Source organism: Mesorhizobium sp. B3-1-7 (genome assembly GCF_006439385.1).
Classification (GTDB): domain Bacteria; phylum Pseudomonadota; class Alphaproteobacteria; order Rhizobiales; family Rhizobiaceae; genus Mesorhizobium.
In genome coordinates this window covers 76,722-95,081 of the sequence record NZ_VFTL01000005.1, presented here as the reverse complement: position 1 = coordinate 95,081, position 18,360 = coordinate 76,722, and the positions used below count along the sequence as shown (strand labels likewise).

At 63.9% G+C, this 18,360-nt stretch carries 15 protein-coding genes; 9 read left to right on the top strand and 6 right to left on the bottom strand.

All coding sequences use genetic code 11. The features are described from left to right. Positions 1 to 10: 10 nt before the first annotated feature. The 6 genes from bamA (at position 11) to lpxB (ending at position 6,895) form a co-directional block, all read left to right on the top strand. Positions 11 to 2,374, top strand: coding sequence for an outer membrane protein assembly factor BamA (gene bamA, locus FJ417_RS05765; RefSeq protein WP_140782804.1), 2,364 nt, complete (start codon positions 11 to 13; stop codon positions 2,372 to 2,374). A 78-nt stretch (positions 2,375 to 2,452) separates the two neighbouring features. After that, complete coding sequence (lpxD, locus tag FJ417_RS05760) at positions 2,453 to 3,508, top strand: UDP-3-O-(3-hydroxymyristoyl)glucosamine N-acyltransferase (RefSeq protein WP_140782803.1); 1,056 nt, start codon at positions 2,453 to 2,455, stop codon at positions 3,506 to 3,508. Then, complete coding sequence (gene fabZ / locus FJ417_RS05755; protein ID WP_140642679.1) at positions 3,501 to 3,962, top strand: 3-hydroxyacyl-ACP dehydratase FabZ; 462 nt, start codon at positions 3,501 to 3,503, stop codon at positions 3,960 to 3,962. The genes lpxD and fabZ overlap by 8 nt, the downstream gene beginning before the upstream one ends. Before the next feature lie 15 nt (positions 3,963 to 3,977). Next, the gene (lpxA, locus tag FJ417_RS05750; RefSeq protein ID WP_140782802.1) at positions 3,978 to 4,814 is read left to right on the top strand and encodes an acyl-ACP--UDP-N-acetylglucosamine O-acyltransferase; all 837 of its coding nucleotides are present in this window, start codon (positions 3,978 to 3,980) and stop codon (positions 4,812 to 4,814) included. Continuing rightward, complete coding sequence (lpxI, locus tag FJ417_RS05745; protein WP_140782801.1) at positions 4,801 to 5,718, top strand: UDP-2,3-diacylglucosamine diphosphatase LpxI; 918 nt, start codon at positions 4,801 to 4,803, stop codon at positions 5,716 to 5,718. Before lpxA ends, lpxI begins: the two co-directional genes overlap by 14 nt. Next, positions 5,708 to 6,895 carry a lipid-A-disaccharide synthase gene (gene lpxB / locus FJ417_RS05740; protein ID WP_140782800.1) on the top strand — a complete coding sequence of 396 codons (1,188 nt, stop codon included), beginning with the start codon at positions 5,708 to 5,710 and terminating at the stop codon, positions 6,893 to 6,895. Before lpxI ends, lpxB begins: the two co-directional genes overlap by 11 nt. A gap of 53 nt (positions 6,896 to 6,948) precedes the next feature. Here lpxB and gltA read toward each other — a convergent pair whose 3' ends face one another. Next, positions 6,949 to 8,277, bottom strand: a complete 1,329-nt coding sequence (gene gltA, locus FJ417_RS05735; RefSeq protein WP_140653109.1) for a citrate synthase — start codon at positions 8,275 to 8,277, stop codon at positions 6,949 to 6,951. Positions 8,278 to 8,456: 179 nt separating this feature from the next. Next, complete coding sequence (gltX, locus tag FJ417_RS05730) at positions 8,457 to 9,881, bottom strand: glutamate--tRNA ligase (protein ID WP_140653111.1); 1,425 nt, start codon at positions 9,879 to 9,881, stop codon at positions 8,457 to 8,459. 103 nt (positions 9,882 to 9,984) lie between these two features. Between gltX and FJ417_RS05725 the strand changes: the two genes are divergently transcribed. Beyond that, positions 9,985 to 12,441, top strand: coding sequence for a ComEC/Rec2 family competence protein (locus FJ417_RS05725; RefSeq protein ID WP_140782799.1), 2,457 nt, complete (start codon positions 9,985 to 9,987; stop codon positions 12,439 to 12,441). Positions 12,442 to 12,481: 40 nt separating this feature from the next. Here FJ417_RS05725 and lexA read toward each other — a convergent pair whose 3' ends face one another. Continuing rightward, entirely contained in the window at positions 12,482 to 13,216 is a 735-nt protein-coding gene (gene lexA, locus FJ417_RS05720; RefSeq protein WP_140642666.1) for a transcriptional repressor LexA, read from the bottom strand. 449 nt (positions 13,217 to 13,665) lie between these two features. Here lexA and kynU point away from each other — a divergent pair, with 449 nt between their 5' ends. Then, a complete protein-coding gene (gene kynU / locus FJ417_RS05715; RefSeq protein ID WP_140782888.1) occupies positions 13,666 to 14,913 on the top strand; it encodes a kynureninase in 1,248 nt (415 codons plus the stop codon). Positions 14,914 to 14,967: 54 nt separating this feature from the next. Next, positions 14,968 to 15,798 carry an alpha/beta hydrolase gene (locus tag FJ417_RS05710; protein ID WP_140782798.1) on the top strand — a complete coding sequence of 277 codons (831 nt, stop codon included), beginning with the start codon at positions 14,968 to 14,970 and terminating at the stop codon, positions 15,796 to 15,798. A 63-nt stretch (positions 15,799 to 15,861) separates the two neighbouring features. Here FJ417_RS05710 and glp read toward each other — a convergent pair whose 3' ends face one another. From glp to trpC, 3 genes are read right to left on the bottom strand one after another with little or no spacing between them, the layout of a single operon-like run. After that, positions 15,862 to 17,067, bottom strand: coding sequence for a gephyrin-like molybdotransferase Glp (gene glp / locus FJ417_RS05705; RefSeq protein ID WP_140782797.1), 1,206 nt, complete (start codon positions 17,065 to 17,067; stop codon positions 15,862 to 15,864). Continuing rightward, the gene (gene moaC / locus FJ417_RS05700) at positions 17,067 to 17,543 is read right to left on the bottom strand and encodes a cyclic pyranopterin monophosphate synthase MoaC (protein WP_140653117.1); all 477 of its coding nucleotides are present in this window, start codon (positions 17,541 to 17,543) and stop codon (positions 17,067 to 17,069) included. The genes glp and moaC overlap by 1 nt, the downstream gene beginning before the upstream one ends. Position 17,544: 1 nt before the next feature. Further along, positions 17,545 to 18,357, bottom strand: a complete 813-nt coding sequence (gene trpC / locus FJ417_RS05695; RefSeq protein WP_140782796.1) for an indole-3-glycerol phosphate synthase TrpC — start codon at positions 18,355 to 18,357, stop codon at positions 17,545 to 17,547. Positions 18,358 to 18,360 lie beyond the last annotated feature (3 nt).

The window sequence follows — 18,360 nt, the reverse complement described above, 5'->3', positions numbered from 1 at the left end:
CAAAAGCCCGATGAAGGCAGCATCCAAGTTTCTGAGCGCCGCTTCCGCGGCGGCTTTGTCCGCCGCTCTGGTCGTGCCAGGCGCGCTCGCAGTGCAGTTCGCCGCCACGTCGGTGGCCGAGGCCGCGGTCATTTCGCGTGTCGAGGTCAGCGGCAACCAGCGGGTCGATGCGGAAACCATCCGCAATTACATTTCGATCAAGCCGGGCAAGCCTTTCTCCAGCTCCGATATCGACGACGCCGTCAAGGCGCTGTTCGGCACCGGTCTGTTCTCGGACGTTCAGATCAACCAGGTCGGTTCGAGCCTGGTCGTCAAGGTTTCGGAATACAAGGTCGTCAACCAGGTCCTGTTCCAGGGCAACAAGAAGCTGAAGGACAACGCGCTCCAGGCCGCCATCCAGCTGAAGCCGCGCGCGACCTTCTCGCAGCAGGCGCTCGATGCCGATGTCGAGTCGGTCAAAGCCGCCTACAAGCGCATCGGCCGCGACGACGCCGCGGTGACCACGCAGATCATGGATCTCGGCGACAACCGCGTGAACGTGGTCTTCAACATCAACGAAGGCGGCCGCACCCAGATCGCGGCGATCAATTTCGTCGGCAATCACGCTTATTCCAGCCGCCGCCTGTCGGACGTCATCAACACCAAGCGCTCGTCGTGGCTCTCCTTCGTGCTGCGCGACGACGTCTATGACGAGGACAAGCTGCGCGCCGACCAGGAGCTGCTGCGCCGCTTCTACTACAATCACGGCTATGCCGACTTTCAGGTCGTCTCGGCCGTCGGCGAGCTCGACGATACCACCAACAAATACACGGTCACCATCACCGTGCAGGAAGGCGATCGCTATACGTTCGGCGACGTCAGCGTGGAAAGCACCATTCCCGAGGTTGACTCGAAGTCGCTGGAATCCGCGGTCGAGACCCACAAGGGCGACGTCTACAACGCCAAGGACGTCGAGGATTCGATCGTCGCCTTGACCGAGAAGGTCGCGGGCTCGGGCTATGCCTTCGCCCAGGTGACGCCGCGCGGCGACCGTAATTTCGAGAACCACACCATTTCGGTCGTATACACCATCGACCAGGGCACCAAGGCCTATGTCGAGCGCATCGAAATCCGCGGCAACGACCGCACGCGCGACTATGTCATCCGTCGCGAATTCGATGTCAGCGAAGGCGACGCCTTCAACCAGGTTCTCATCCAGCGCGCGAAGAAGCGCTTGGAAAACCTTGATTACTTCCAGTCCGTGGACATTTCGACGGTTCCGGGCTCTGCCCCTGACCAGGTCGTGCTCGTGGTCACCGTGGTCGAGAAGTCGACCGGCGAGTTCTCGGTCGGCGCCGGCTATTCGACCGGCGGCGACACGCCCGGCCCGTCCATCGAAGGCTCGATCACCGAACGCAACTTCCTCGGCCGTGGCCAGTACATCAAGCTGTCGGCCGGCGGCGGCAAGAATTCGCGCGACTTCGCCCTTTCCTTCACCGAGCCCTACTTCCTCGGCCGGCGCATCGCGGCGGGCTTCGACATCTACAAGTCGACCCGCGAATACGATCACTACGATACCGACACCACCGGCGCGACCGTTCGGTTCGGCCTGCCGATCACCGACAATATCTCGACGCAGCTCGCGTACAATATCTCGCAAGAGAAGTACTCGCTTGCAGACGATTGCACGACCAACGGGATCTACGATTCAACCAAGTGCACCATCTCTCAGGCGATTCGGGATGGTGTTGCGGAAAGCCCTTGGCTCAAGTCCTCGGTCAGTCTCGGTCTGGTCTACAACACAATCGACGATATGAAGAACCCGCATGAGGGCCTTTATATCACCGGTACAACCGAGTTTGCCGGTTTGGGCGGCGACGCCAAGTGGGTCAAGCTTACGGGACGCGCAAGCGTCTACCAGACCTTGTCCGAGCAGCTTGATATCGTCGGCCTTGTTTCGGGCGGAGCAGGCTACATCGCGGGCTACGGCAGTGGCGATCTTCGCATCTTCGATCTCTTCCAGAGCAACGATCGCATGATCCGCGGCTTCGAGTATGGCGGCATCGGTCCGGTTGCCGGTGACGGCAGCGGTGATCACCTTGGCGGCACGACGTATTTCAATGCCTCCGCAGAAGCCCAGTTCCCGCTTCCAGTCATTCCGGAGAGCTTCGGTCTGCGTGGCGCCGTCTTTGCGGATGCGGCCACGCTTTATGGCAACAACCTTGTCGGCGTTAGCACAGACTCGGCTGGCATGAAGCTGCGTGCCTCGGTCGGTGTCGGCCTGATGTGGGCCTCGCCGTTCGGCCCGATCCGCATCGACTATGCGATCCCGGTCAAGAAAGAGTCGACCGACAACGTGCAGGAATTCAACTTCGGTATCGCCACCCGCTTCTAATTTCGTGGTTGCGATGGTTCCGGGCCGGCTGACGGCCCGGAGTGGACCGATCCGACCCAGCTGGATATAGCTTCTGGAATGACCGATCCGGTGTTCTTCGCGCCTTCACGCCGGTATACGGCTGGCGAGGTCGCGAATCTGACCGGCGCCAGCCTGCTCGATTCCGCGCAGGCCGAAATTGCCATCGAGGCGCTGGCTCCCGCCAACGAGGGTGGCAATGGCGCGCTCGTCTTTGTCGACGGCAAGCGCAATTTCGCCCTGATGCAGTCGCTCAGGGCGGCCGCAGTGCTGTGTCCTGCCGATTTTGCCAGCAAGGCGCCGCCGGGCATCGCGGTGCTCATGCATCCGCGTCCGCAGCAGGCTTTCGCGATGGTCGGGCGCCTGTTGTTTCCGCAGGCCGCGACTCCGGGGCCAATGACCGGAGAAACCGGCATCTCGGCGCATGCGTTTATCGATCCATCCGCGCATGTCGAGGGCGGGGCGATCGTGGAGGCTGGTGCCGTGATCGGTCCCGGCGTATCCATCGGCAGCGGCACGGTCGTCGCGCCCCACGCCGTTATCGGCCGTTCCTGCCAGATCGGCCGCGACGGCTTCATCGGCCCCGGTGCCAGCATTCAATATGCGCTTGTCGGCAACCGCGTCATCATCCATGGCGGCGCCAGGATCGGCCAGGATGGTTTCGGCTTCGTCGGCGGCGCCAAAGGACCTGAACGCGTGCCGCAGATCGGCCGCGTCATCATCCAGGACGATGTCGAGATCGGCTCCAATTCGACCGTCGACCGCGGCGCCATGTCCGACACCATCATCGGCCAAGGCACCAAGATCGACAATCTGGTGCAGATCGCCCACAATGTTCGCATCGGCCGCAATTGCATTATAGCCGGGCTTTCGGGTATTTCCGGTTCCGTCGTCGTCGGCGACAACGTTACCATGGGCGGCGGTGTCGGCCTTGCCGATCATCTGACCATCGGACCAGGGGCCAAGCTTGCTGCGAGAAGTGGATTCATGAACAACGTGCCGGCAGGCGAGGTCTGGGGAGGTTACCCGGCGCAGCCCATGGCGGAAGCCATGCGCGAGATAGCGATGCTGCGCAGGATGGCCAGGACGCGCAAGCAAGGCGACGGAAATGGCTGATATGGTGGCAACGACACTCGACGCGGTCGATATCATGGGGCTTATGAAGCTCCTGCCGCATCGCTATCCATTCCTGCTGATCGATCGCATCGTCGACATAGACGGTGACGAGTCCGCTGTCGGCATCAAGAACGTGACCATCAACGAGCCGCATTTCCAGGGTCATTTCCCCCAGCAGCCGGTCATGCCCGGTGTGCTCATCATCGAGGCCATGGCCCAGACCGCGGGCGCGATCTGCATTCGCAGCCTCAACACCGAGAAGCCGTCGCTGGTTTATTTCATGACCATCGACAACGCGAAATTCCGCAAGCCGGTCGTTCCGGGCGATCAGCTCAGGATCCACGTCAAAAAGATCAAGAAACGCGGCAACCTGCTGAAATTCGCCTGCGAGGCGATGGTTGACGGCGCGAAAGCCGCTGAAGCCGAGGTTTCGGCCATGATGGTTACCGGCTGACGGTTCGAAATGCTCATGAAAGTCTCGACATCCATTCATCCTTCCTCGGTCGTCGAAGAAGGAGCCCGGCTCGGCGAAGGCGTCCGCATCGGACCCTTCTGCCATATCAGCGCCGATGCAATCATTGGCGATCGTGTGGAACTGGTCAGCCATGTGTCGGTGATGGGCGCCACGACCATTGGGGCCGGGACAAAGGTCTATCCAATGGCGACGCTCGGCGCGCCGCCGCAGAACACCAAGCACAAGGGCGGTCGCACCACCCTGGTCATCGGAGCGAACTGCACCATTCGTGAAGGCGTCACAATGCATGTCGGCACCGACACCAGCCGTGGCGAGACAACTGTCGGCGACAACGGCAACTTCCTCGCCTACGCCCACATCGCCCATGATTGCGTCGTCGGCAAGAACGCTACCTTCGCCAATGGCGCGACGCTCGGCGGACATTGCGAGATTGGCGACAACGTCTATATCGGCGGCCTAAGCGCGGTTCACCAATTCGTGCGTGTCGGCGACAACGCCTTTCTCGGCGGCTGCTCGGCTTTTGTCGGCGATGTCATTCCCTACGCCATTGCCGTCGGCAACCGCGCCAGCCTGCGCGGCTTGAACATCATTGGTCTCAAACGCTCCGGTCTGCCGCGTTCCGAGATCTACCTGCTGCGCAAGGCTTATAGGACGATTTTCGATCGTTCCCGCACCGTCGGTGAGAATGTGGAACTCGCCAAGGCCGGGTTCGCCGGGTCGCCAACGGCCATGAAGATCATCGATTTCATCACCAGTCGCGACAAGCGACACTTTGCCGTCCCATCGCTCAAAGGTGGCGGCGACGATGACAGCGGCGATGACGAGGTCTGAGCGCGCCGCATCAGCGTTCCAACTCGCGCCGGGCTCGAAGGTCGGCATTATTGCCGGCGGTGGCAGCCTGCCCGTCGAAGTCGCCGATGGCCTAGTCAAGCACGGTTTTGTGCCCTTCATCATCATCGCCGCCGGTGAGGTCGACCGCGAGGCGGACTTCGCGGCCTACGATCAGGAAAAACTCGCGCTGGAAGACATCGGACTGCTGTTTCCGTTGCTGAAGCGCCGGGGCATCACGCACCTTGTCCTGGCCGGCGAGATCAAGCGCAGGCCGCGGCTGAGCAGGATAAAGCCGACATTTGGCCTGCTGGCGATAATTCCCTCCGTGGTCAGAGCGTTGCGACGCGGCGACGACGGCCTGCTGAAGGTGTTGACCCGAGGCCTGGAAAAGCGAGGCGTCAAGGTCGTCGGCGCGCACGAAGTCGTTCCGGAACTGACGGCTGGCGAAGGTCCATTGACGGTGACCGGGCCAAACCAGTCCGACTGGCGTGACATCGAAGCCGCCCGTAAGGCGGCCAAGGCCATCGGCGCACTCGATATCGGACAGGCTGCGATTGCGATTGGAGGTCGAGCCGTCGCCCTCGAAGGCATTGAAGGCACCGCCGGCCTGCTCGACAGAACGCGGGAATTGCGCGGCCACGGCAGGCTGGCCGGCAAGGCGCGCGGCGTGCTGGTCAAATGCGCCAAGCCGGGCCAGGAATTGCGCGCCGACTTGCCCACTATCGGCCCGCAGACCATCGAGGCCGCGCATGCGGCAGGCCTTGCCGGCATAGCCGTCGAAGCCGGCCGTTCGCTTATCCTTGAAGGTCCGACCACGCTTGCTCGCGCCAATGCGCTTGGCCTGTTCATTGTCGGCCTGCCCGCGACGAAAATGGCCAATGGGGAGCCGGCTAATGGTCGCTGACAAGCCGCTCAAGATCGCGATCGTCGCCGGCGAGGAATCCGGCGATCTGCTCGGCGCCGACATCGTGCGGGCGCTCGAACGCACGACCGGCCGCAAGGTTCAGCTCGTGGGCATTGGCGGCAGGCACTTGCAGCAGCTGGGACTGAACCCGCTCTTCGACGGCGGCGAGATCGCGCTGATGGGTTTTAGCGCGGTGCTGCGCGACCTGCCGCGGCTGATGCGCCGTATCGGCCAGACGGCGGCGACAATCGCGGCCGAGCGGCCCGATTGCCTGGTCACCATTGACAGTCCGGACTTTTCGCTGCGCGTCGCGAAGAAGGTCCGCGCAACGGCGCCGGCCATCCCGATCGTCCACTATGTCTGCCCGAGCGTATGGGCCTGGCGGCCGGGCAGGGCGGTGGCGATGAAGCCCTATGTCGATCACATCCTCTGCATCCTGCCCTTCGAGGTGAAGGCGCTCGCCCGCCTTGGCGGGCCGCCCGGCACCTATGTCGGACACCGGCTGACGCAGGATTCGGGCGTGCTTGGCGCCGCCAAGGCGCAGGCGATGCCGCGCGACCTGTCCGGCGATCGCGTCAAGACGCTGCTGGTGCTGCCCGGTTCGCGCCGCGGCGAGGTGAGGCGGCTGATCGAGCCGTTCGGCAAGACGATGTCGGTCCTGCGCCAGCGCGGCCATCGTCTGCGCTTGCTGTTGCCGACGGTGCCGCATGTCGCTGAGCCGGTGAAGGCCTCGGTCGCCAGCTGGGACGACAAGCCGGAAATCATCACCGAGCCGGAGCGCAAATGGCAGGCTTTCGGCAAGGCCGATGCGGCGTTGATCGCGTCTGGAACGGTTTCGCTGGAACTGGCGCTCGCAGGCGTTCCGATGGTTTCCTGCTACAAGCTCGACCCGATCGCGCGCCAGATTCTGCAGCATATGGTGACGACGTGGTCGGCACTGCTGCCCAATTTGATATCCGACCGCGCGCTGGTGCCGGAATTCTACGATCAGTATGTCCGGCCGGAAAACCTAGCCCGGCAGCTGGAAGCCCTGTTTGCCGACACCGGCATGCGCGCCTGGCAAAAGGCGGGCTTTGCCGAGATCGCCCGCCGCATGGCGACCGAGCGGCCCTCGGGCGAGATCGCCGCCGAGGTGGTGATGGGGTGCATCAGGAAGGCAGTAGGCAGTAGGCAGTAGGCAGTAGGCAGTAGGGGCTCTCTTTCTACTGCCTACTGCCTACTGCCTATTCCCTATCTCTTGGCAATCGGCACGTAATCGCGTTCCGTGGCGCCGGTGTAGAGCTGGCGCGGGCGGCCGATCTTCTGGTGCGGATCCTCGATCATTTCCTTCCACTGCGCGATCCAGCCGACGGTGCGGGCAACGGCGAACAGCACGGTGAACATGGTGGTGGGGAATCCCAACGCCTTTAGCGTGATGCCGGAGTAGAAGTCGACATTCGGGTAGAGCTTCTTTTCGATGAAGTAGGCGTCGGTCAGCGCAATCTTTTCCAGCTCCATGGCGATGTCGAGCAACGGATCGTCCTTGATGCCGAGTTCGCCCAGCACCTCATGCGCCGTCTTCTGCATGATCTTGGCGCGCGGATCGTAGTTCTTGTAGACGCGGTGGCCAAAGCCCATCAGCCGGAACGGATCGTTCTTGTCCTTGGCGCGGGCGATGAATTCCGGGATGTGGTCGACATGGCCGATCTCGCCCAGCATGTTGAGCGCTGCTTCGTTGGCCCCGCCATGCGCCGGACCCCACAGGCAGGCAATGCCGGCGGCGATGCAGGCGAACGGGTTGGCGCCCGAGGAGCCGGCGAGGCGGACGGTCGAGGTCGAGGCGTTCTGCTCGTGGTCGGCGTGCAGGATGAAGATGCGCTCCATGGCGCGCGCCAGCACCGGATTGATCTTGTATTCCTCGCACGGCACGGCAAAGCACATGTGCAGGAAGTTGGCGGCGAAGTTCAGCTCGTTCTTCGGGTAAATGAACGGCTGGCCGATGTGGTATTTGTAGGCCATCGCCGCGATCGTCGGCATCTTGGCGATCAGGCGCATCGAGGCGACCATGCGCTGGTAGGGATCCGAGATGTCGGTGGAGTCGTGATAGAAGGCCGATAGCGCGCCGACCACGCCGCACATGACGGCCATCGGATGCGCATCGCGGCGGAAGCCGGTGAAAAAGCGCGACATCTGCTCGTGCACCATCGTGTGGCGCGTCACGCGATAGTCGAAATCCTCCTTCTGCGCCTTGGTCGGGAGTTCACCGTAGAGCAGGAGGTAGCAGACCTCGAGGAAGTCGCCATGTTCGGCAAGCTGGTCGATCGGATAGCCGCGATGCAGCAGGATGCCGGCATCGCCGTCGATGAAGGTGATTGCCGACTCGCAGCTTGCCGTGGAGGTGAAGCCGGGGTCGTAGGTGAAGACGCCGGTCGTGCTGTAGAGCGCGCCGATATCGATCACGTCAGGCCCGGTCGACCCGCTTCGCACCTTGAATTCATGGGTCTTGCCGGCGAGTTCGAGCCTGGCGGTCGACTCATGCGCCTTGCCGCTCGGTTCCAGTTTTGTCGCAGCTTCGCTCATTGCAAACTCCTTTATGTTCCTCATGCCGGCAAGGCAATTCCTGCAAACGACACGTCGAAATCACCGGAATGCGCGAACTTGCCATCGCATTTTAGGAGGTGCGTGCCAGATTGGGCCAAGCCTAATGTTGCACTGCGAAACACACCTTTCAATGCCAATCTTCTTGGGCCAGTTCGCTGCTAATCGATTTGATCTCCAATCCTCGCCAGGCTTTCCTGGCGACCCAACACGGCAAGCACGTCGAACACGCCGGGCGAGGTGCTGCGGCCGGTCAGCGCGGCCCGAAGCGGCTGTGCCACGGCGCCGAGCTTGTGCCCACCGGCCTGCGCAAAGTCGCGGATCGAAGCCTCGGCCGAGGCGGCGCTCCAGTCGCCCTCGACGGCAGACAATGCGCCATGCGCGCCGCGCAGAATCGCGCGCGCATCCGCGTTGAGCAAGCCGGCCGCCTTCTCATCCAGCGGCAACGGCCGCTCGGCGAACAGAAACGCCGCTCCGTCGACCAGCTCGACCAGGGTCTTGGCCCGCTCCTTGAGACCGGGCATGGCGGCAAGCAGTTGCGCCTTGCGCCTGTCGTCGAGCTTTGCCGCGAACGTCGGGCCGCCTTCGAGATAGGGCAAGGTGGCGACGAAGATGTCGAACAGCGCCTGGTCATCCATCTTGCGCATATGGACGCCGTTCAGCGCCTCGAGCTTGGCGAAGTCGAAGCGCGCCGCGCCCTTGTTGACGTCGCCGATGTCGAACCACGCGACCATGTCCTTGACCGACATCACCTCGTCGTCGCCATGGCTCCAGCCGAGCCTGGCCAGATAGTTCAGCAGAGCCTCGGGCAGATAACCCATGGCGCGATAGGCTTCGACGCCGAGCGCGCCGTGCCGCTTCGACAGCTTGGCGCCGTCAGCGCCGTGGATCAGCGGGATGTGCGACATCGACGGCACATCCCAGCCCATGGCGTCGTAGATCACCGTCTGGCGCGCGGCGTTGGTCAGGTGATCGTCGCCGCGGATGATGTGGGTGACGCCCATGTCGTGATCGTCGACGACGACGGCATGCATGTAGGTCGGGACGCCGTCGGAACGCAGGATGATGAAGTCGTCGAGATCCTTGTTCGGGAAGCGCACCTCGCCCTGCACGCGGTCGTTGACGATCGTCACGCCTTCGGTCGGCGCCTTGATGCGGATCGCACCCTTGACGCCTGCCGGCGCCTCGGAGGGGCCGCGGTCGCGCCACTGGCCGTTGTAGCGCGGCGGCAGACCCTTGGCGCGGGCCGCCTCGCGCATCGCCTCCAGCTCGGCCGGCGTCTCATAGGCGTAATAGGCCTTGCCCATGCGCACGAGCTCCTCGGCCACCTCGCGATGACGCGGCGCGCGCTCGAACTGCGAGACGGCCTCGCCGTCCCAGGAGAGGCCAAGCCAGGTCAGCCCGTCGAGAATGGCGGCGGTGGCAGCTTCGGTGGAGCGCTCGCGATCGGTATCCTCGATGCGCAGCAGCATCGTGCCGCCGGTGTGCCTGGCATAGAGCCAGTTGAACAGCGCCGTACGCGCCCCGCCAATATGCAGGTAGCCTGTGGGCGAGGGGGCAAAACGGGTGACGACCTTGTCGGACATGGAACTCTCGAGGAAGCACTGAAAAAATGCATGTTTCGCGCGGACTTCCACGCGACCGGCGTTCATGTAGCATAGGCGGTCTGGGGCGCAAGGGGCAGACCCGATGGCTGGACATGGCCGGGGCGCGGAGGAGGGCGGGGGAACGACAGCTGGCGTCAGCGAACGCCTGATGTTTGCCCATGCCGCGCCCGAAGAGGGAGCGCCGGTTTCGCTTCCGGAGCCGCGGGCACCTACCGAGTTTATGCCACCCGGTGACGGTGCAATACAGCCGGTCTCGCCAACGGCGAGCGTCGGCCGAATCCGCAAACAGCTTGGCCGCGCCTCGCTTCCCGCACTGCGCCGAAGCATCGGCACCGCTGCCGCCACCGAGCTCGACCGCGGCATCGGCTTCCTGCTGGTGCCGGTGTTTTTGGCCGCCGGCGTCATCTATTACTTCTCGCTGAGCGTCGAGCCGGATCTCTACAGGCCGCTTGCGGCAGTGGCCCTGATGGCAGTCTGCGCGGCGGTCTCACATTCCCGGCACAGAACGCACCTTGTCTTCATGGCGGCGTTTTTCTGCGCCTTGGGCTTTCTCGCGGCCAAGGTCGAGACCTGGCGGATGGCAACCCCGATGCTGGGTTCGGAAATCCAGACACGGCTGACGGGCCGCCTCGTCACCGCCGAGGCGATGGCCAATGGCCGTGTCCGGCTGACCATCGACCTGATTTCCACGGAACATCCGAAGCTGCGCTACGCGCCGGACCGCGTCAGGTTGTCGGCCCGCAGGATCCCGTCCGGCATGACAGCCGGGTCGATGCTGACCGGCTATGCCAAGCTGCTGCCGCCGACAGGTCCGGTTCGGCCGGACAGCTACGACTTTTCCTTCGACAGCTATTTTGCCGGCATTGGCGGCAGCGGCTTTTTCCTGGGTGATCCAAAGCTGATTGCGCCGGTGGAGGCGCCCTTTGGCGCCCGCATCGCATCGGCGGTGGAAAACGCGCGCGAAGGGATCGCCGATCACATCAGGAGCGCCATCGGCGGATCCGAAGGCGAGATCGCAGCGGCACTGATCGTCGGCGTTCGTGCCGGCATTCCGGAGGCGATCAACGAGTCGATGCGACGGACCGGCATCTACCACATCATTTCGATCTCCGGCCTGCATATGGCGCTGGTCGCCGGCACGATCATGGTCCTTTTGCGCGGCGCCTTCGCGCTGTTTCCGGATTTCTCGTCGCGCCGACCGGTGAAGAAATATGCCGCTGGAATCGCGCTGCTCTCGATCGCCGCCTACCTCGTGATCTCCGGCATCGTGGTGGCGGCCGAGCGGAGTTTCATCATGCTGGCCGTGATGCTTGCCGCCGTGCTCTTCGACCGCGCGGCGCTCACCATGCGCAACCTGGCGATCTCGGCCATCGCCGTTATCCTTGTCTCGCCGCACGAAGTGGTCGGCCCAAGCTTCCAGATGTCCTTCGCCGCCACCGCCGCGCTGGTCGGCGCCTATGCCGGTTTTGCCGACTATCGCGCCGGCAAAACGACCGCGCCGCCGGCAAAGCGTTCGTTCCTCGGCTTCCTATCGCGAAAACTGGCGATCGGAGTGGGTGGTGCCGCCGTGACATCGCTCATCGCGGGCAGCGCGACATTGTTGTTTGCGATCTGGCACTTCCAGCGGGTGTCGCCGCTCAGCCTGCTGGCCAATCTGGCGGTCATGCCGATCGTCTCACTGATCGTCATGCCGTTTGCCGTGTTGAGCGCGCTGGCCATGCCCTTCGGCTTCGACGGCCCATTCCTTTATGTGATGGGCAAGGGCCTGACGGCGATGATCGCCATTTCGGCGTGGATCTCCGAGCGCTCACCGGTCGACGCCGTCGGGCTGATCTCGATCCAGTCGGTGCTGCTGGCGACGGTCGCGCTGGTCATCGCGACGATGGCCACCACCTGGCTGAGGCTTGCCGCCGTACCCTTCGCGCTCGCCGCGCTGCTGGCCATTCCGCATGTCCGCGCCCCGGATGTGCTTGTCTCGGAGGACGCGCATCTGGTGGCGATGCCGATCGGCGGCGGCGAGCTTGCCATCAACCGCACGCGCTCCAACGAGTTCACCACGGACAACTGGAAACGGGCGCTGAAAGCCGAGGAAATCGTACCGCCGGAGACGTTCGCTAAAGACGCCCTCGACATCGCCGATCCCGTCGACCTGCCGCCCGGCTCGCCCTTCTACTGCATCGGCGACCTCTGCATCGGCCGGCATCCTTCCGGCGCCATCGTCGCGCTCACCGAGAATCGCGCCAGCGCCCGGCCTGCTTGCGGTTTCGCCGACCTCATCGTCATCGACGACGCCACGGCCTACAACCCATGCCGCGATCCGCGCGTGCTTGTCGTCACCAAGCGGCAACTGGCACGCGACGGCAGCGCCGCCATCTTCTTCGATCCGCAATCGGCAACCGCGCGGCCAATCGTTCGCTACGCGGTCGAAGAACCGTACCGACCCTGGCACGAGCAGCGGAAATACGCGCGTGAGGCGAGGGGGCTGCCGCCCTATCAACGACCGGAAAAGCCGGCGGTCGCGCCGCAGCCTACAGAATAGGTGGCACGCAGTTCCGGCGAAGACCGCCGCGCGGTTCTGCTCAGTAACGGCGGATGAGTCCGACGAGCTTACCCTGAACCTTGACCCGGTCCGGTCCGAAGATACGGGTCTCATACGCCGGGTTGGCGGCTTCGAGCGCGATCGAGGCACCCTTGCGGCGGAAACGCTTCAGGGTCGCCTCCTCATCGTCGACCAGCGCCACCACGATCTCACCCGGGCTTGCCGTGTTGGCATTGCGGATGATGACGGTATCGCCGTCGAAGATGCCGGCCTCGATCATCGAGTCGCCCTTGACCTCCAACGCGTAATGCTCGCCGCCCATGATCATGTCCGGCGGCACCGAGATCGAATGCGTCTGGTGCTGGATAGCGTCTATCGGCACGCCGGCGGCGATGCGGCCCATCACCGGAATGGACACGGCCGAAACAGCGTCGTCGTCATTGCTGGGTGTCGGCGTGCGAGAGGGCGCCGCCGGCTTGACCTGGCGGCCAAGATTGCCCTGGCCGCCCTGGATGACGCTCGGCGAAAACTTTCTCGCGGCATTCAGGCCAGGCGCGATCGAGTCGGGCAGCCGCAGCACTTCAAGCGCGCGCGCCCGGTTCGGCAGCCGGCGAATGAAGCCGCGTTCTTCCAGCGCCGTGATCAGCCGATGGATGCCCGATTTGGAGGCCAGATCGAGCGCTTCCTTCATCTCGTCGAAAGACGGCGGAATCCCGCTCTCCTTGAGGCGTTCATGGATGAACATCAGCAGTTCATGTTGTTTGCGCGTCAGCATGGCGGCCCCCTTGGGTTCTGAAACCGGAATCAGAAAAACAAACCCAGAACAAACACTATCTGTTCCAGTTGTGTTCCGCAACCGTTTAAAGTTTAGTGAATTTGTTGAGGCTTCGGAAACAATGTTGCATCCAAGGGATACCTGGCCGAGTCAGGTCAGCGGTGTCATTGATTCCGCTCGATTATGCGGCCCTCCTTAAGCTGAAGCGCGGTCCAACACCATCACAAAGGCGCGGGCGGGATTGCTTCGGCTCTTGCGCGAACGTGCTTCACCGTGAACGAAACGGACCCAAAATGCCAACTTCGGCAATGATTCCGATCCATGGTCTTCGCCGTCTATGGACCAGCTAACATAGCGCAGAAGGTTCTTGCCGTGGCACGGACGGTGGTGAGACAACCGTCCTTGGCCAGCCGTGAGAGGCGCCATGCCGAAATGGAGGCGGCAGCATGATGGGGGGAATTCCTGATCTCGCCGAGACCGAGGCGATGGATGCAGCGGATCCGCTGCGCGCCCTGCGCGATCGCTTTGTCCTGCCGGAGGGGGTGATCTACCTCGACGGGAATTCGTTGGGAGCGGCCTCGCACGCCGCATTCGACGAGTTGCGCAAGGCAGCTGCCGAGGAGTGGGCGCATGACCTCATTCGTGCCTGGAACAAGGATGGATGGTTCGACATGCCGGTCGAGCTGGGCGACCGGCTCGGACGCCTGATCGGCGCGGCGCCGGGCCAGACCGTGGTCTGCGACACCACGTCGATCAACATCTACAAAGTGCTGCACGCGGCGATGGCGATGCGGCCGGACCGAACCGTGATCGTTGCCGAGGGCGACAGTTTTCCGACCGATATCTATATGGCCGAAGGGGTGACCTCGACCGGAAAGAACACTGTCCTGCGCCTGGCTGGCGTGGACGCGCCGAGCATCGAGGAACTGATCGACGAACGCGTGGCGGTGGTGTTGGTCAACCACGTCAATTACAAATCCGGCGAGTTGCGCGACATGGCGGCGCTTACGCGCATGGCGCATGACGCCGGTGCGCTGATCGTATGGGATCTCTGCCACAGCGCGGGCGCCATGCCGGTAGAACTTGACAGGGCAAGCGCCGATTTCGCCGTCGGCTGCACCTATAAATATCTCAATGGCGGGCCAGGTTCTCCTGCCTTCATCTATGCGGCCGAGCGGCATCTTGCCGATGTGCGGCAGCCGCTCAGCGGGTGGTGGAGCCATGCACGGCCGTTCGCCTTCGAGCAAGCCTATGCGCCAGGCACCGGCATCCGCCGATTTCTGTGCGGCACGCAGCCGGTCCTGTCGATGCGGACGCTGAAAGGCGCGCTCGACATCTGGAACGGCGTTGACCTGGCGACGGTGCGGAGGAAGAGCATTGCGCTGGCCGATCTGTTCATCGAACTCGTCGAGGCACGGTGCGGCGGTTACGATCTTACGCTGGAAAGCACCCGCGACGGCGCCAAACGCGGCAGCCAGATTTCCTTCATTCACCAGCATGGCTACCAGATCATGCGGGCCCTGATCGAACGCGGCGTGATCGGTGATTTTCGGGCGCCGTCGACCATGCGCTTCGGTTTTACCCCGCTCTATGTCGGCTACAGGGATGTCTGGAATGCCGTCGAAGTGCTCGAGGACATCTTGCGGACCGGCGTCTGGCGAGAAGCCCGCTTCGCGGTCAAGACAACCGTTACCTGACCGCGGCGATGCCAATCAAAACCACTCGACATTGAGCTGATCGTGGAGGGGCCGTTGCTCGGACACCGTATTGCCGACTGGGACAACGCCTATGCCAACGGCGCGAACATCGCCGGCGGCGACCGCTGGCCCGCGGCTTGGGATCAACCGGCGCGGGCCTTTCGGGAAAAGCTGCTGGCGCAAGGCAGGGCGCGGTTCGATATCGTGTACGGCGAAGCGCCGCGCAACCGGTTCGATCTGTTTCTCCCACCTGCTGCGCCAAAGGGGCTCGTCGTGTTCATCCATGGCGGTTACTGGATGGAATCAGACAAGACCTCCTGGTCGCATCTGGCTGGAGGTGCGGTCGGCCACGGTTTTGCCGTCGCCATGCCCTCTTACACGCTTTGCCCGCAGACCAGGATCAGCGGCATCGTCAACGAGGTTGCGGCAGCGATCGAGAAGGCGGCAGCGATGATCGATGGTCCGCTGGTGCTGACCGGGCACTCGGCCGGCGGACATCTCGTCAGCCGGATGGTGACCGCGGCCTCGCCGCTGTCGTCCGATGTGTCGCGGCGCATACGCCAGGTTGTTTCGATCTCAGGCCTGCACGACCTTCGGCCGCTGATGTTCACCGCACTGAACGAGACCCTGAACATCGACGAGAAGGAAGCGTTGAGCGAAAGCCCGGCTTTGCTGCGGCCTCGGCGGGGAGCCCGCATCACCTGTTGGGTCGGCGGCGGCGAGCGTTCGGAATTCCTGCGCCAGAGTACATTGCTTGCCAACATCTGGACCGGGCTCGGCGCCACCACCGGTTCAGTGGTCGAGCCGGACCGGCATCATTTCAACGTTGTCGATGGGCTCGGAGATCCGGATCATCCCCTCACTCGGGCACTGATCGCCGAATAGAGCAATTCGGCGGTGTGAATGGTTTCGGTCGAGAATTGCGTTAAAACGGCGGGATAGACCGGCTCAGCGCAGCATCAGAACGTTGCATTCGGCGCCGGCCTGCGCGGCGGGCGCGAAGGGCTGGCGCACGATCAGGCCGTTGGCGTCGGCAAGCATGCGCAGCATCGAGGAGTCCTGGATGCCGAAAGGCATCGCGACCAGGGTGCCGGCGTCCTCGCGCACAACGGCGCGCACGTAGTCCTGCCTTAGATCGTTGGCCTGCATCGCAGCGCCCAGCCGGGCCGTTCGCACGTCCTGCCGGTGATCGCGGCCGCCGAGCCTGGCAAGCAGCGGCTTCAGGAAGAGTTGCGAGCAGACGATGCTTGCCACCGGATTGCCGGGCAGGCCGATGCAACGGACATTGCCAAGCCGGCCAAACATCAGCGGTTTGCCGGGGCGCATGGCGATCTTCCAGAAGTCGAGCTTCATGCCTTCGCCGGTCAGCACGTCATGGATCAGGTCGTGGTCGCCGACCGAGGCGCCGCCGAGCGTGACGATGACGTCGGCGTTCGCCTCGACCGCTTTCCTGACCAGCGCGGCGATCGCCTCCTGGCGGTCGGCGGCGATGCCGAGATCGAGCGCGCGCGCGCCGACCGACTGGGCGGCGGCGACGACGCCATAGGCGTTGGACGAAATGATCTGGTCGGGGCCGAGCGCGCTGCCTGGCGGCAGCAATTCGTCGCCGGTGGCGATGATCGCAACCAGCGGCCGCCGCACGACGTTCAAGGCGGGGTGGTTGGCTGACGCCGCCAGCGAAAGGGCCGCCGCGTCGAGCGCGCGGCCTTTTTCGAGCAGCAGGTCGCCCTGGCCGAAGTCGAGCCCGCGGCGACGGACATTGCGTCCTTCGGCGGTCGGCTCCGTCACTTCGATCTGGCGGTTGCCAAGGTCGCGGACGTTTTCCTGGATGACGATGGTGTCGGCGCCTTCAGGCAGCGGCGCGCCGGTAAAGATGCGCACGGCCTGGCCTTTGCCGACGGTTCCGGAGAAACCGCGCCCGGCGGGCGCCATGCCTATGACCTCGAGTTCAGCCGGCGCTGAAGCGACATCGGCGGATCTTGCGGCATAGCCGTCCATGGCCGAGGCGTTGAACGGCGGCTGCGTGCGTAGCGCCACGACCGGCTCCGCCAGGACCCGGCCGGCCGCGTCAGCCAGCGGAATGCTTTCGCCGGGTAATGGCGCAGCACCGTCCAGCAGGCGTTCGAGCGCTTCGGCGACCGGGACCAAGGCCATCAGGCATCCACCTTGTAGTCGCCGGACTTGCCGCCTGTCTTCTCGACCAGCCGGATGCCGGAAACCACCATGCCGCGGTCCGCCGCCTTGGCCATGTCGTAGATGGTGAGGCAGGCGACCGACGCCGCGGTCAGCGCCTCCATCTCGACGCCGGTCTTGCCGGTGACGCGGGCAAGCGCGGTGACCCTGAGGCCAGGCAGCGTGCGGTCCGGCTCGATCTCGACGGCAACTTTTGTCAGAAGCAGCGGATGGCAGAGCGGGATCAGCTCATGCGTTTTCTTCGCGGCCATGATACCGGCGATGCGGGCTGTGCCCAGCACATCGCCCTTCTTGGCATCGCCTGCGAGAATCATCTCCAGCGTTTCCGGCCGCATCGAGACAAAACCTTCGGCGATCGCCGTGCGGATCGTCTCGGCCTTGTCGCCGACATCGACCATATTGGCTTCGCCCTTGGCGCCAAGATGGGTGAGGGCCATCTCAGATGGCCTCGGCCGCTGCCTTGCCTGTCAGCAGAAGCTCGGTCGCCGCGGCCACGTTCGCTTGCCGCATCAGGCTCTCGCCGACCAGGAAGGTGCTGATGCCGGTCTTCTGCATCCTGAGGCAGTCGCCGTGGGTGAAGATGCCGCTCTCGCTGACCAGCAGGTAGCCGCCCGGCACCATTCGCGCCAGCCGCTCGGAAGTCTCAAGGCTGGTCTCGAAGGTCCGCAGATTGCGGTTGTTGATACCGATCAGTTGCGACGACAATTTTAGCGCGCGCTCCGTTTCGGCCTCGTCATGCACCTCGATCAGCGCGTCCATCCCGAGTTCGAAGGCGATAGCTTCCAATTCGCTCGCCAGAGCATCGTCGACGCTTGCCATGATGATCAGGATGGCGTCTGCGCCCCAGGCTCGTGCTTCGTAGACCTGGTAAGGGTCGAATAGGAAATCCTTACGCAATGCGGGCAGGGACACCGCCTTGCGCGCCTTGGTGAGAAATTCCGGCGCGCCTTGGAAGGATGGCGCGTCGGTCAGCACCGAAAGGCAGGTCGCGCCACCTTTCTGATAGGCCTTGGCCAAGGCTGGCGGGTCGAAATCGGCGCGGATCAGCCCCTTGGAGGGGCTGGCCTTCTTGATTTCGGCAATCAACGCGAAGCCGCCGCCCCGGCGCTTGGCCTCGAGCGCAGCAAGGAAGCCGCGCGGCGGCTCGGCGTCCCTGGCCTTCGCCTTGATCTCGGCGAGCGGCATGGCGAGCTTGGCTGCCGCGATCTCGTCGCGCTTGTAGGCTTCGATCTTGCGCAGGATGTCCGACAAGGC

What these genes read in the sequence shown, in the direction of transcription:
- bamA (WP_140782804.1), top strand. Translation starts at nt 11, where the DNA reads ATGAAGGCAGCATCCAAGTTTCTGAGCGCCGCTTCCGCGGCGGCTTTG.
- lpxD (WP_140782803.1), top strand. Translation starts at nt 2,453, where the DNA reads ATGACCGATCCGGTGTTCTTCGCGCCTTCACGCCGGTATACGGCTGGC.
- fabZ (WP_140642679.1), top strand. Translation starts at nt 3,501, where the DNA reads ATGGCTGATATGGTGGCAACGACACTCGACGCGGTCGATATCATGGGG.
- lpxA (WP_140782802.1), top strand. Translation starts at nt 3,978, where the DNA reads ATGAAAGTCTCGACATCCATTCATCCTTCCTCGGTCGTCGAAGAAGGA.
- lpxI (WP_140782801.1), top strand. Translation starts at nt 4,801, where the DNA reads ATGACGAGGTCTGAGCGCGCCGCATCAGCGTTCCAACTCGCGCCGGGC.
- lpxB (WP_140782800.1), top strand. Translation starts at nt 5,708, where the DNA reads ATGGTCGCTGACAAGCCGCTCAAGATCGCGATCGTCGCCGGCGAGGAA.
- gltA (WP_140653109.1), bottom strand. Translation starts at nt 8,277, where the DNA reads ATGAGCGAAGCTGCGACAAAACTGGAACCGAGCGGCAAGGCGCATGAG.
- gltX (WP_140653111.1), bottom strand. Translation starts at nt 9,881, where the DNA reads ATGTCCGACAAGGTCGTCACCCGTTTTGCCCCCTCGCCCACAGGCTAC.
- FJ417_RS05725 (WP_140782799.1), top strand. Translation starts at nt 9,985, where the DNA reads ATGGCTGGACATGGCCGGGGCGCGGAGGAGGGCGGGGGAACGACAGCT.
- lexA (WP_140642666.1), bottom strand. Translation starts at nt 13,216, where the DNA reads ATGCTGACGCGCAAACAACATGAACTGCTGATGTTCATCCATGAACGC.
- kynU (WP_140782888.1), top strand. Translation starts at nt 13,666, where the DNA reads ATGGGGGGAATTCCTGATCTCGCCGAGACCGAGGCGATGGATGCAGCG.
- glp (WP_140782797.1), bottom strand. Translation starts at nt 17,067, where the DNA reads ATGGCCTTGGTCCCGGTCGCCGAAGCGCTCGAACGCCTGCTGGACGGT.
- moaC (WP_140653117.1), bottom strand. Translation starts at nt 17,543, where the DNA reads ATGGCCCTCACCCATCTTGGCGCCAAGGGCGAAGCCAATATGGTCGAT.